12 protein-coding genes are annotated in these 13,384 nt (G+C 54.8%); 1 reads left to right on the top strand and 11 read right to left on the bottom strand.

The features are described 5' to 3' along the window. Position 1: 1 nt before the first annotated feature. From JMG82_RS08950 to JMG82_RS08915, 8 genes are read right to left on the bottom strand one after another with little or no spacing between them, the layout of a single operon-like run. The gene (locus JMG82_RS08950) at positions 2–1,486 is read right to left on the bottom strand and encodes a hypothetical protein (protein ID WP_201352408.1); all 1,485 of its coding nucleotides are present in this window, start codon (positions 1,484–1,486) and stop codon (positions 2–4) included. Positions 1,487–1,504: 18 nt separating this feature from the next. Then, positions 1,505–1,975, bottom strand: coding sequence for a pilus assembly FimT family protein (locus JMG82_RS08945; RefSeq protein WP_201352407.1), 471 nt, complete (start codon positions 1,973–1,975; stop codon positions 1,505–1,507). Next, complete coding sequence (locus JMG82_RS08940; RefSeq protein WP_201352406.1) at positions 1,972–2,523, bottom strand: hypothetical protein; 552 nt, start codon at positions 2,521–2,523, stop codon at positions 1,972–1,974. Before JMG82_RS08940 ends, JMG82_RS08945 begins: the two co-directional genes overlap by 4 nt. Beyond that, positions 2,523–3,458: a type II secretion system protein gene (locus JMG82_RS08935; RefSeq protein WP_201352405.1), complete on the bottom strand. Its 936-nt coding sequence runs from the start codon at positions 3,456–3,458 to the stop codon at positions 2,523–2,525. The genes JMG82_RS08940 and JMG82_RS08935 overlap by 1 nt, the downstream gene beginning before the upstream one ends. After that, the gene (locus tag JMG82_RS08930) at positions 3,455–4,096 is read right to left on the bottom strand and encodes a hypothetical protein (RefSeq protein WP_201352404.1); all 642 of its coding nucleotides are present in this window, start codon (positions 4,094–4,096) and stop codon (positions 3,455–3,457) included. The genes JMG82_RS08935 and JMG82_RS08930 overlap by 4 nt, the downstream gene beginning before the upstream one ends. After that, complete coding sequence (locus tag JMG82_RS08925; protein ID WP_201352403.1) at positions 4,093–8,997, bottom strand: LamG-like jellyroll fold domain-containing protein; 4,905 nt, start codon at positions 8,995–8,997, stop codon at positions 4,093–4,095. The genes JMG82_RS08930 and JMG82_RS08925 overlap by 4 nt, the downstream gene beginning before the upstream one ends. Positions 8,998–9,004: 7 nt before the next feature. Further along, positions 9,005–9,673 (bottom strand): 16S rRNA (uracil(1498)-N(3))-methyltransferase, encoded by a 669-nt coding sequence (locus JMG82_RS08920; protein ID WP_201352402.1) that lies wholly within the window; start codon positions 9,671–9,673, stop codon positions 9,005–9,007. A 9-nt stretch (positions 9,674–9,682) separates the two neighbouring features. Next, positions 9,683–10,093: a hypothetical protein gene (locus tag JMG82_RS08915; protein ID WP_201352401.1), complete on the bottom strand. Its 411-nt coding sequence runs from the start codon at positions 10,091–10,093 to the stop codon at positions 9,683–9,685. Between the two features lie 73 nt (positions 10,094–10,166). Here JMG82_RS08915 and JMG82_RS08910 point away from each other — a divergent pair, with 73 nt between their 5' ends. Next, the gene (locus JMG82_RS08910; RefSeq protein ID WP_201352400.1) at positions 10,167–11,381 is read left to right on the top strand and encodes a molybdopterin molybdotransferase MoeA; all 1,215 of its coding nucleotides are present in this window, start codon (positions 10,167–10,169) and stop codon (positions 11,379–11,381) included. On the opposite strand, the gene JMG82_RS08905 is transcribed toward JMG82_RS08910, so the two are convergent. The 3 genes from JMG82_RS08905 to JMG82_RS08895 form a co-directional block, all read right to left on the bottom strand. Next, entirely contained in the window at positions 11,371–11,934 is a 564-nt protein-coding gene (locus tag JMG82_RS08905; protein WP_236579125.1) for a c-type cytochrome, read from the bottom strand. The genes JMG82_RS08910 and JMG82_RS08905 overlap by 11 nt on opposite strands. Positions 11,935–12,004: 70 nt before the next feature. Beyond that, entirely contained in the window at positions 12,005–12,586 is a 582-nt protein-coding gene (locus JMG82_RS08900; RefSeq protein ID WP_201352399.1) for a 6-pyruvoyl trahydropterin synthase family protein, read from the bottom strand. Positions 12,587–12,596: 10 nt separating this feature from the next. Further along, entirely contained in the window at positions 12,597–13,352 is a 756-nt protein-coding gene (locus JMG82_RS08895; protein WP_201352398.1) for a 7-carboxy-7-deazaguanine synthase QueE, read from the bottom strand. Between the last annotated feature and the right edge of the window lie 32 nt (positions 13,353–13,384).

Here is a 13,384-nt window from a genome sequence, read left to right as displayed (position 1 = left end):
CTCATCGTACGATCTCCACACGGCTCTGATAGACATCCTCGTCGAGTCTGATCGCGTCGGTCCCGACGCTTTCGTACCCCCGGTCCACCAGATCCTTCATGAATTTCGCGATTCTGTCGCGCCTCGCGTAGCTAGTGACGATATCAACCCGCATCGTCCGTGAACCGTTCTGCTCCATCGACGTCGCGGAGAGTCTGTAGCGACGCATCGCCTCCAGGACATCTTTCATCATCTTCTGGCGTTTGGCTTTCGATGCTTTGATCAGCATCATCGCATCGGCCGCCTCGTCGATCGCCATTATCGTCTGCTTCTCTTTTTTCAGCTTCTGCGCCACCCTATCACGCCGGGCACGCTCTTCGAGCAGCTTCTTTCTGAAATAGCGGCTCTTCTCTTCCACGCTCAACAGACGTACCTGCAGCGCGTCCTGTTTCGTCCGCAGTCCGTCAAGCTCCATCTGCTCGAACAATCCCCAGCCTGCCGTCATCAACGCCGCGACACCCGCGGCCATGACGAATTTTCCCGTATGACTCCCCAAAAAACCGGGACGTTTTTCAAAAATCGTCAGATTGGGCGCCTCGAGCTTTCCCTGGGCCGAGGCAAGAAGGTAGAGCGCTTCGACACCCCGGTGCTGCAGGGGCGCCTCCAGCGCTTCACAGCAGCTCAATGCCCCTTTGCGGCTCTCCTCGAAACCGTAGCTGTCGAAAAGCTCCCAAAGACCCGGAATCGTCTCCTGCTCGAAATCGAGGAGAATCGTATCGACCTTGCCGATACCGAAAATCCCCCGTTTGTGATTGACCGTCTGGGCCACCCGCTCGACGATGTTGGCGAAAGCGTCCTGAATCACGGTGACAAGAAGCGTTTCGTCCGGTCCGTACTTCTCCTTCTCCAGTCCCCGCTGGCGCAGGCTCTCTTTGAGCGCCTCCACACTCACCTGGGCCTTGAGCGCGATCGATGCGAGGGAGGGGAGTCTTCGATGGGCGATATAGCGCCCCTCTTTGCAAAGAACCCCGTAGGAGGCATCCTCCCCGAGATAGAGAAAAAGCTCCACCGACGCGGCGTCGGCCTTGTCGTAGGCGTAGAGCGCTTCGTAGACAAGATAGGGCACGGCGAGCAGATCGATGTGTCCTGTTGTTTCGACGGCGGCATCGTAGTATTCGTGCAGCCGTTCGTGCGATACGGCGAAGGCTTCGATCAGCCAGGAGGATTCGTAATCGAGAGGATGCTTCACGTAGGTGATCGCGTATTCCGTCTCCAGATCGAGACCCCCCTCTTCGAACATCGTGATCTCCACGATCGTGGAGACTCTCTCTTCACCGGTCCCCAGGGGGATTTTGAATGTGTGCGACTGGATCAGGTCGATGGGTACGACACTTCCGCAATACCCCTTTTTCGCTTGTTTGGGCGACGCTTTCTCAAAAGCGGAACCATCGAATTTCAGCAGCTCCTTCTCTTCGCCCGAACAGATAAAAATAGCCTCTGTCAACATCTGTATCCATTCGTCATTTTAATATTTCATTGTAACATATCCGCTCACCGGATAGACGATGATCGAATAGGTTTTTTTTCCGTTGCTTACATTAATATCGACCGGCCGATGGAGAAGTGAAGCGAGACTGAAGTCCCCGTCGTGAGGCCGTCCTAGGGAGTCAAAGCAAATTGTGTTCCCGCCGATGCCCCCGAAGGTGATGGCCGTACTCTCTTTCATCCGGTAGCTGCCCGCGATGGAGCGGTTGTCTTCGAGCGCACCCTTTTGAAGCCTCAGGCAGCCGATTGGGGCATGCGTCATCGATCCGTCGAAGTTTCTGTGGTCGTAGCCGATCGCCTCGTACCGGGTTTTCATGATTTTGGCGAGGATGAATTTGGTGTCGTTCAGCAGCCGGTCCGGACGGAACAGTGCGGCAGCAGTGCTCCCGAGTATTCCTACGAGAATCAGGACGAAAATCAGTTCGATCAGGGTAAAGGCTCTGTTTTTCATGGCCGCTGCACCATCCTTCTGACGAGCCGCACCGGATGAATCACCTTTGGGTGCCCCGGGACGCTCTGGACCACGGCTTCCATCATCACCATGCCGTGCGACTCTTCCGTTTCGACAGGGTATCCGAGCGTTCCGCAGACGGACAGATCGGCGCTTCCTGCAAGAAGATAGTACCGGGTGATGGCGATATCGGCCGTGAATTTTCCGTCCCGGGAGACCAGATGCACGCGGTCGAGACACTCCGAACTCCTCTTGTGCCCGGCGATCTGCAGCAACGCGATCTCCACGGCGCTTTGCAAGAAGAGTTCCGCCTGCTCCCTTGTGTAGCTGTCTGCGGTATGGACCGCCCCGATCTTCGCGTAGCGCATCGCTACCACCATCAGACCGCTGACGATCAGAATGATGATGAGAGCCTGCCATATGCCGAAAGCGGGACGGCGGGTAGTCGGGAATCGGGCAGCAGAAACCAAAAATCGAAGGTGCCATAAATGCCCGGCGACACTTCCGCATTGTCGTTTTCCGTTGTCCGTTTCCCGTTTTTTGAACATCAAAACACCACCTTCTGCTTGGAGATATGCACCGGCGAGGCACCACGGACGGCTCGCAACATGTCGATGCCAAGACGGATCGTGCGGTTGACCGTCTCGGCGCGGAATCCCGACACATCCTCCGCCAGCACGGTCACTTTGCCCGCCTGTGCGCCTTTCGGATCGGCGCAGAAACTCTCCCCCTTCCACGGCCGGTAGTCGTAAAAGAGCAGCAGCGTTTCATCGGCCACTTTCGTCGGCAGATTTTTGATGCAGGCGGCGTTCTTGTCGATCTCCTTCGCCCGTGCCACGGCGTAGGCGCTGTCGGCGAGATAGTACTTTTCGTAAATGTAGGCAGGCGAACCGCTCAGTACGATTTCGCCATTCTGCCGCATCCGGATCGCGAAGATTCCGTCGGCTCTCCCCCCGTGCCATGCAAAGGCGTTGACGGGATCGCCCGCGGCCACATCCCCCTCGTCGAAAGTCCCGGCAAAGACCAGGCGGATCAGGTCCTTGCCGTATATATCCTCCGAATGGCCGAATTTCAGCTGCTCACTCCTGTTGAGCGCAAACCCGTCGCTATCAGGCGAGAAAAGCGTCCGGGTGGCATATGAACTTCTGTTCATATCTATAAATCCGCTGTACTTTCGAAATGTCAAAGCCTCTTCGGCGGTCCCCAGCCATTCGAGAACCGGTTTGGCCGAAAGTATGCTCCCCAGCGGCTGGACGCTCCCGTCCGAAGGATCGTAACCGATGACCGAAGCGGGAATGCGGTTATACAGAAGCATACTGAGCTGATCGAGCACCGCCTGAGTGTTGAGTGAGAGTTCCGTCACGGCCCGCGCTTTGACACTGCGGATAAAAAGGGCGTTGAGCGCTTTGAAGGTCCCGATGGCGAGAATACCGGTTATGACGATCACCATGATAATCTCGATCAGCGTAAAAGCCCGTCTCATCGCCACGCCCTTTTGTTGATGCGGATCTGCCCGAGATTGACGGCATGATAGTACAGCGATGCCGAAAAAGGAGCTTTCTTCCTCGCCGCAGCGTTCGACACCGTCACTCTAACCTCCTTGATGTCGGTCGATCCGGAGGCGGATGTCAGTGTCGAGAGATCGACGTCTCTTCCGGCCGGCGGGTCCTGAAGATAGCGCACCGTCACATCGAGCCGGTATTTCGAACCGTAGGGGGTGGTCGTCTCGATCGTGTAGCCGTCGTAGTCATCGAGATCGTTGAAGAGGGCGTCTTCCCTGCCGAGGCTCATGGAGGCGTTCATCGGGGTCACGCTGTTGTCGATACAGTTGCGCGATCCCCTGAATCCCCCGACGCGGTAGAATCCTGTGGAACTGTCGCAGCGGTAGTCGTTTCTTCCCGCGGAAGGGGTCAGTATCTGGTCATATTTCGTATTCTCCTCGTCCCATGGCAGACGGACGATAATGCCCATCAGCGCCATCGCGTTGTAGAGCGCATCCTCTTTGACACTCGTTTCGAGACTCTTGTTGGTCACGAAAATGATTTTCGGGATCACCATGAAGACAAGTCCGATGATCACCATCGTGAAAATCAGCTCCACCATCGTCAGTGCCCGTCTCATCGGAAAAGTTTCACTCCCTCTCTGCGCCGGTACGTGGCGTTGGCATCCAGCGCTCCCGTATCGAAATCGGAACCGTTGATCTCGCCGCTTTGCACCCCTCCGGCCGCACCTGTCCGCGTGAGGGTGTAGGTAAAACAGGGATGCTGCGTGCAGTCACTGCCGGCATCGTAGGCGTAGGCCCTTCCAAACCCTTTGGGCACGTACCACAGCCATCTGTCGATATCAAGATGGATGATCCGTTTTCGTGAAAGCGGGGAGGTCGTATTGATCTCCACCGTCACCGTTCCGCTGTCGTATCGGCCTATATCTATCAGGATATTTGCATCCCTCGCACTCCCCAGGGAGAGATCGACTGTCGCGTTGGCATCCCTGATGCCGCCGTTTTCCGCGCCGCGATGTTTCCCGTTTCGGTACCAGTGGAGCGAATTTTGGCGGAAACCGGCAACAAAGGGAGACGCGTGGGCGTCGTACACCTCCAGTTCGACACGATGCGCCACGCCCAATTCGGTGGTGCGGATATCCTCCGCGCGCACCCTTCCGTAATAGAAGGTCGCCCCGCCGTCAAAAGCGGAAAACAGACTGCCCGCTACCGACGGATAGGCGGCGTCTTGAAGCGTCACCGAAAGGTTCCCCTCGCTACCTGGCACCCGGAAGGGATCGAGAGGCACATCGTAATGACGGTCGTAGTTGAAAGCGATATCCGAATAGCTCAAAACCGCTTTGCCCGACTCAAAACCGAGATCGACACCGCTTTGGGGCTGGGGCTCGCCGAGCGTACGGGCAGGCGAGTGCCTGGCCGGAAGTTGCAGAATGGGCGTAATATCGACAGGGTCGGCGAAAAGCCGGTCCATCGGATCGGAGAAATTGCGCATCAAACCGCCTTGCTCGCCCAACGCTTTCACGTCGATAGTCAATCCCCGAAGCCAGGCACTCATGGCGAGATCGCCGGAGAGATAGGTGAAACCGTTCGCGGTGTCGTTGTCTTCCATTTTCAGCTGCGCGGGGAAAAGCAGTTCGAAACGGTGTGGAATGAAAACGACTTTGCGCTCCCCGTAAACCGTCCGGTTGATTTCCGGGGTATCGTCCGTATCCACCGAAGCCCAGGTGGTGTCGTTGAGTTCCATTACAATGATTCCGACATCGTCGTAGGAGAACGAAAGATTCGCCTCTCCATTAGTAAAGGCAGAGAGTGATCGGGTAAAGATTCCGGCCAACGAATCGTTAATCTCCCCATTTCTCATGGTTTTGACCGGCTTCAACACCACGGTGGTATTGTAGTCTATCACGGACTGGCCACTCTGCCCCACCGCTTTCACGCCTCCGGGATAGTCATAGGAATGCTCCGCCGTCAGGTTCGCCTCTTCCTGCGGATCGATGAAGAGAAATTTTTCAGGCCGTATGGCAAAAATATCCGTCGAATCGGTAGCATTGTCCTCATCAGACAGAGGACAGTCGGCATCCACATTCCGTTTCCAGACGATATGCACCGCGGCATTTCTCGCCGCATGAGCCGTTTCGAACGTCACGACCGTTGTATTCTCTTCCAAAAAGCGTACTCTGCGCCATCCGCTCAGTGGAAATCTGTCATCTTTTCTTACCAAGCGCAAACAGACAGTGCCGTTGAAATCCTGGACATCCTTCCCCTCTTCCGTCAACGAAACGACTTTGAGGGGAAAGACCCCGCCCGCGATTTTCGTAGAGATATTCCTGTCACCGAAAGGACGGTCCCTGTCCCAGGCATCGAAATAGCCGTGGGGGTTTTCACTCTCCCTGATGACGAAATTTCCGGAAAAAACGAAAATCGCCGCTTTTTCGGGAGCGTGATGCCGTTCTCTGTCCTGAGGCGGCGCTTTGTATCCGTAATCGCTTTTTGAATAGGCCGAACCGTCTTCGTCGATCTGCAGACCGATCCCCTTGCTGTCCAATGCGCAACGGCGCAGCCATCCCCCATCTTTTTCATAGCGGGAATTTTTCGTCGCGGCGATCAACGGGATTTTGGCATACTGCCCTTTGAAGCCGATAATCCGGCATTCATCCTCCCACCCGATGAAATAACGATCCGCCAACAATGTCTCGAAAGTGATCGTATGATTCAGATCATCAGAAAAGCTGTCCTGTATATTTCCTTCCGCCAGCATATAGCCGATCGTTTCGGCCCTGTCGATGGCTCCTTCATCGGTTTCACTGCGCTCGAGGGCTACATGAACTCCTGTCGTATTGGTCTCGACGGCCACACTTATCCAGGGTTTGGACCGTACAATGGCGTCTTGCCCTGTTTGGTCAAGACCTTTTTCATTCCTAAGCGACTGAATCTGGGCGACGACAGCCGGCTGACAATCCTGAAAGATCGATGGAACTTCTGCCCATTCATCGACTACCGTCGTTCCCTGGGATGCCTGCTGCCGTTTTTTCGTCGTGATGCTCCCGACTTCGAAAATGGTATTGCCCACTTTGTGAATTCCCGGTGTAATGGCCAGATAATTCACATGCTGATCGTAGTGGGGACCGTCTTCCCCCTGTGGCTCCGCCATGATGGCGTCGAACCCCTCCGTTGTGACATTTTTGATGCGCGTCGCAGCCGGGTGATCGCCTCTTGTCGTTGGCAGTATGAAAACGACGGGAACGGTTCGGAAGGGCTGTTTGAAGGAGATATGGGTCCATGTCGGGTCCTCCAGTGTGTTGTGAAGCACCACCTCCTCCCCTTCGAACTGAAGCGGTGCCAACGCCCCGCGATAGGATTTTGCCACACAGCATAGACAGAGACGTTGGGTTCCGTCTACATTGAAATGGTTGCGCTCGTTTTCGTATATCTTTTCAATCTGCCTCCCCTCGAGCACGGCATCGTATACCTTCAGTTCGTCCATCACCCCTTCGAAATCCTGTTTGGCATCGAAACGGCCTCCCACACTGTCCTGCTCCTGGGCCACGATGAGACCACCCGGATCGATTCTTATGGGGCCGTCTCCGTGGTCTATATCCACGCACCCCTCTTTCGACCCGTCGACATAAAGGCAGTTCGTCGTGCTGTGACGTGTCCAGACCAGATGGTGCCATTGGCCGTCGGATACATCGGAAATCGAAACTCCTTTGTAATGCCCATGAAGAAATGGGTAAAATGTCTTCCCGTCTTTCATGAACCACATCAGCATCTCGTTATCGTATGAATCGTTGGCCCCCGATATGATGCCGAAATTCCCGCTTTGGGACGTTTTGATCCACACCGATACCGAAAAATCATCCAACCCGTCCATCGCCCGATGATCCAACGCCACGTAATCCTTTATCCCGTCCGCGCTGAAATCGCCCCCGCGACACAGTTTGGCCTCCCGGGTCGTCGCAGCGTGGGCCGTCCCGTCGTACCCGTTGCCGCTGCTGTCCCTCACCTCGCCGGTTGAACCGCCCTCCCACATGCACTCGTCCATCCGGTAGGCGGCCCGTGGTATGAGACAACCGCATACCCGCCTCGAACCATTGTAGTTTTTCCCGGAAGATTCGTTGCGATAGACCATATCGATCTGCTTGGGACTCAAAGCGTTGGAGAAGATTTTGACTTCGTCTATCTCTCCTTTGAAACTGTACCCATCGGCAGGATAGTAGCCACCGATGGCCAGTGTCGTAGGATCCTCGATGTTCTTGATATCCGTCGACACCTCGTTCACGTTCTTGCCGTCTATATAGAGGGTGGCACGGGTACCGTCGTAAACATAGGCGACATGATGCCATCGGCCGTCGTGGTATCCGTTGGCTTCCATATCGTATGCCACCTCTTCCGATCGTTCGCCGTCGGCGTTGGCTGTCCAACCCCTCAAAACTTTTCCATTTTTATCGTACGCCAATGCCGTGCCGTATTTATAATTACCACCGTGGCTTGAAAATTCGACGATTCGTGCATAATGCCCATGCCCTCCCGTGGTTTTGATCCAGGCGGTCAGTGTCACGGCGTTGTGAAACTCGTATTGCCACGCTCCTTTGAGTTTGGCGTCAGAGCCGTTGAAATGGCCGCTTCGGCACACTTCTCCCTCCGTCGTAAAGGCACCGTTTTCCGCTACAAGATCGTAACCCCGACCGGAATCGTCGATCACATCGGCACCGGTTCCGCTCCATCGGCAGGCATCGAGCCTGTACTCCGCGGCGAGATCGAAACGGCAGGGGCACTCCCTTGCGCTTCCTTCATAATTCTTTCCACTCTTTTCGTTTTCATAGATCGTTTGAATCTGAGTGTCGCTCAACGTGGTCGAAAATATTTTCAGTTCGTCCATCACCCCTTCGAAATCCTGTTTGGCATCGAAACGGCCTCCCACACTGTCCTGCTCCTGGGCCACGATGAGACCACCCGGATCGATTCTTATGGGGCCGTCTCCGTGGTCTATATCCACGCACCCCTCTTTCGACCCGTCGACATAAAGGCAGTTCGTCGTGCTGTGACGTGTCCAGACCAGATGGTGCCATTGGCCGTCGGATACATCGGAAATCGAAACTCCTTTGTAATGCCCATGAAGAAATGGGTAAAATGTCTTCCCGTCTTTCATGAACCACATCAGCATCTCGTTATCGTATGAATCGTTGGCCCCCGATATGATGCCGAAATTCCCGCTTTGGGACGTTTTGATCCACACCGATACCGAAAAATCATCCAACCCGTCCATCGCCCGATGATCCAACGCCACGTAATCCTTTATCCCGTCCGCGCTGAAATCGCCCCCGCGACACAGTTTGGCCTCCCGGGTCGTCGCAGCGTGGGCCGTCCCGTCGTACCCGTTGCCGCTGCTGTCCCTCACCTCGCCGGTTGAACCGCCCCAGCCACAGGCATCCATCCTCCATTCCGCTTCGGGAATCGCAGCGGCGAAAAGAGAGAGATGGACCAAAAAAACCGATACAATCAAAAAAAAGAGACTTTTCATGCATTCCTTACAGTATCCGGCGCGACGCTACACCGATTGCCGCACTTTCACTTCGTAAAATCAATGGGGTATCTATTCCATAAATCGTCCGATTTTCAAAATTTTTCCGCTCCGCCTCGCTGAATCCCCCTTCACAGCCGATCAGAATGGAAGAGATGGCTGTTTTGCAGGGAAAAGGGGCCCCGCCGAAATCGAGTATCGCGCTTTGGGGGTAGGTTTCTAGGTACTTTTCGGTGGATTCAACCGTTTCGAGCGCCATCAACCGGCTCCTTCCGCACTGCTGGGAAGAGTTGACCAGGATGCGTTTCAGTCGCTCCAGGTCGATTTTGAAGTTTTTCTGGCTCCGGTCGCAGTAGACAAAGGAGATCTTCGCCACACCCAGTTCGTTGAGCATCGGGAGGGTCTTTTCGATCGTTTTGATATCGACGACACACCAACCGATGTGCAAAAATTTCTCGGGCATGACGACGCGCTCCTCTTTATCCAGAAGCACCAGTTCCGCTTCCCGCCGACTCACCTGGTCGATACGGTAAAAGTAGAGATAGTCGTTTTGAAGATTGCGCAGGGCGATACGCTCGCTCTCTTTATGGCGGCGTACTTTGAAGAGATAACGGTAGGGCTCCCCCTCGATCGTGATATCGGGCAGACCCGCATCGGGGTGGTAGAGAAATTGCATCGGCTCTCCTTAGGACAATTGCGGGGCGAAACCTCCGATCATCACGATCCAAAGAAGCTGGAAAAGATAGTAGCGCAATGCCTTTTCCCGCACTTTATCAAAACATTCATGGCCGGGCCTGGCCTCTTTCACCAGAAAATGGCGGCGCAGTTCGAGTGAGGATAGCGCGACAGCCGCAACGATCATCAGAACAATTTTCACCGAAAAATCAAGATGCATATACGCCATGATCGCGGCACCGGTAAAAACGATCATGCTCATCAGCGTCGTCCACGCCGTCGCCTGGATGCGCAGATATTTTTTCACTCTCCTGTCATCCTTCTGCATCCGGATGACGGCGATGTTCATCAGCACCAGCAGCCCAAGGCCCACGACAGGCCAGATATGAAGTTGCAGCATCGTATGTTCCATAGATTCCATAAGTGCGATTGTACTATAATCCCATGAAAAGTGACCTTTTCCGATCTCTCGGCAAAGGAAGAGGAGGATTCCCATGGTATCGATCACCGAAGCGCTGGCCCGTATTCACGAACATGTCACCCCTACAAAAACGGAAATCGTCCCGATCGAATCGGCCCTCGGACGTATCAGCGCCGAACACCTGCACGCCGGATACGATCTGCCCCGTTTCGACAACTCCGCGATGGATGGATACGCCGTCACGATGGCCGATGCCGGCGCTGTGATTCAGTCGCAGCCGACTATTTTCGCGGGAGACAGTAGCGATGCGGTCGTCGTCAAGGGACACGGTATCCGAATCATGACGGGAGCCGTCATGCCCAAAGGCGCCGATGCCGTCATACCGGTGGAGAATACGGAAGAGACCTCCGAAGGCATACGCCTGCCCGATACGATCAAACGGGGAGCCAATATCAGAAAACGGGGGGAGGATGTCTCAAAAGGCGAGAGAATCGTCGAGGCGGGCGAAAGCATTACAGCCTACACGATCAGCCTCCTGGCAAGTCAGGGCATCACCCATCTTCGAATCTATCAGAAGCCCCGTGTCACCGTCTTCGCTACCGGACACGAACTGCGCATGCATTACGAAACAATCGAACCGCACCAGATCTACAACTCCAACGCCCCGATGTTCATCGCCCGTGCCACGGAGCTGGGATGTGACGCCAAATTCACCGGTGCGACCGCCGATACGATGGCCTCGATCAAGTCGCATATCGCCTCGGCGCTCGATTCGGACCTCATCGTCACAAGCGGAGGTGTGAGTGTCGGAGATGCCGATTTCACCCTGGACGCTTTCGCCGAACTCGGCATGGAACAGCTTTTCCACAAAGTCGACATCAAACCGGGCAAACCGACGACGGTGGGACGCATCGGGAAGACATGGATCGTCAACCTTCCCGGCAACCCGACAGCGGCGGCGGTCAATTTCGAACTCTTTGCCCGTTCGATCATCAACCGTCTGCGAGGGATGAAACACCCGTGGCTGGCACCCATCACGGCATTCAACGCAAAAGATTACAGCCTAAAGCCGGGCAGGCACACTCTCCTTCTTGGAAAATATGATGGGAAAAAGTTCACGATACTGCAGAGACAGGGACCGGGCATGGTGAAGCCTCTCAAAGAAGCGGACGGTTTCATCGTCACCTTGCCCGAAGTCGACAGGATTTCGGAGGGAAAACCTGTCAAAATGGTTCCGCTGCGCTGGAATCAGACCGGCGCGGAAGCGGTCGACCTTTTTACATCTTAGAGATGTAGTCGGCCAATGCGTCGATCTGGTCGGCGTTCAAACCTTTGACCTGTCCCGCCATCATCGCTTTCATGGCTCCGCCGTAGGAGCCGTCCTGATACCCCTTGATCTTCTTGACGAGCTCCTCTTTGGGCTGGCCCGCGATGATATTGCTCTTGCCGAGCGCATGTTTTTCACCCTTCATGCCGTGGCATCCGGCGCATTTCGTAAAAAGTGTCGCCACGTCGATTTGCGACTTCACCTCTTCGGCCTTTTTTTCGATGCTCTCTTTCGCTTCCGCCTCGCCCTGCGCTACACTCTCGGCTACATTCGCGACCTCTTTTTGTGCGCTCTCTTTGGCTGCGGCGGCAGCTTCATCGGCCGGTGTGGCCGCAGTTTCAGCCCCTTTCTTTTCCGGTTTGGCGGACTCTTCCTTTTTTTCGGGCTTTACGGTCGTGGTTTCGCTTTTTGCGACCGGTGCCGCCTCATGGCTCTTTGTTTCGCTCTTCTTCTCACCGCATCCGCTCATCAGAACCAGTGCGGTCACGGCAATAGCCAATGCTCTCTTTTTCATGTTGCTCTCCTTGGAAATTTTTGACATCATATTCCTTCCTCCCTTAAAAAGGACTTCACGTTAAATCTCGTTAAACAATGTCGGGATTGACGAATGTTTTCCCTGCCAAAAGTTTTTCGTACATCGCAGGATCGGACCACTCCTCTCTGACCCTGTCCGAGAATTTGATTCTATCGAGCGGAATGGGACCCATTGTGGAGTCGTAGACATCCTCTCTGACAGCTCGGGCATAACCGGTGTCGGTTTCGTGCACGATCACGCTTTCGATCGTGACATCTCCCTCCCCGTTGACCATCTTCGTCTGCTTTAGCATTCTGTCGGCCACGAGAAAGAAGATGCGGGCGAACTGCTCGACAGAAGGGTTGAGCGGCAGTTCCACCCACCGCTCGCTCCACTTTTTCATGTCGGCGATATAGGCCGGATCGTCTTCGCTCCACAAGGTGATCGCATGGTCGAACGCATCGACAAAATCCCCGATCATCCCTTTTGCCAGACCGAAATCGTAGATCATCTGGCCCCTGTCAAGCGACGATGCCGTAAAAAAGATCTCCACTTTGTAGGAGTGGCCGTGGATGCTGCGGCTGCATCTGCGAGTCGAACATCCGCGCACGATATGGGCGTTTTCGAATTTGTAAAGTTTGCGTATTGTCATTTTTCCTCCGTCAGCGTCTCTCTTCGGTGTTCCAGAGCCGAATGTGAAGACGGTCGGTATACCGATAACCGTATTTCATGCAAAAAAGCGCCACCTTTTCGGCATGTTCGCGAAGCAGAGCGATATTCTCTCCCCGGGGCATGCAGAATATCTCGTTCTCGTACCGGCCGGCTATCGCCTCGATCTCCTCCATCCCTTCCCGATTCGCCAACCGGGCGCTTATTGTGAATTTGAAAAACGACTCACGGCCGTTTCTCGCGAGCGCATCGATCGCTTCGGGTACGATTCGTCTCTTTTCGGGTTCTTTGCTGTCGGAAAGCTTGACAGCCATCGCGAAAACGATTCGCCTGTAAGCCGGGAATTTTTCAAAGTCCGGAGCCAATGTCGCATTGGTCTCCATGGTTACGCGCATCCCTTTTTCAAGGGCATGGGAGACGATTTCATAAAAGATCGGATTTTCGGCATAGAGCATCGGCTCTCCGCCTGTTAAAACAAGATCGGGCACATAACCGGCCTCCTCCACATATCTGTCGAGAATCTCTATCACGCTTTCGGCCTCGCCTATTTGCTGCCATGCCGACGCGAAATACTTCTCATGCACGGCCCGAACCGTATCGCACCCAAAGAGGATTTTGCCGTCCACCTCATAGCTTCCGTATCCGGGGCATCGAAGATTGCACCCCCCGAAACGGAGAAAAACGGACGGCACGCCGGCATATCGGCCTTCTCCCTGGATGGAGAAAAAGTGTTCGACCAGATAGATCAAAAAAGAACCCTTTGATGTTGGGCATTGGGTTT

This window comes from Hydrogenimonas urashimensis, from assembly GCF_016593255.1.
Taxonomy (GTDB): Bacteria; Campylobacterota; Campylobacteria; order Campylobacterales; family Hydrogenimonadaceae; genus Hydrogenimonas; species Hydrogenimonas urashimensis.
Note: the sequence above shows the minus strand (reverse complement) of the source record. Positions and strands in the feature narration are given on the sequence as shown.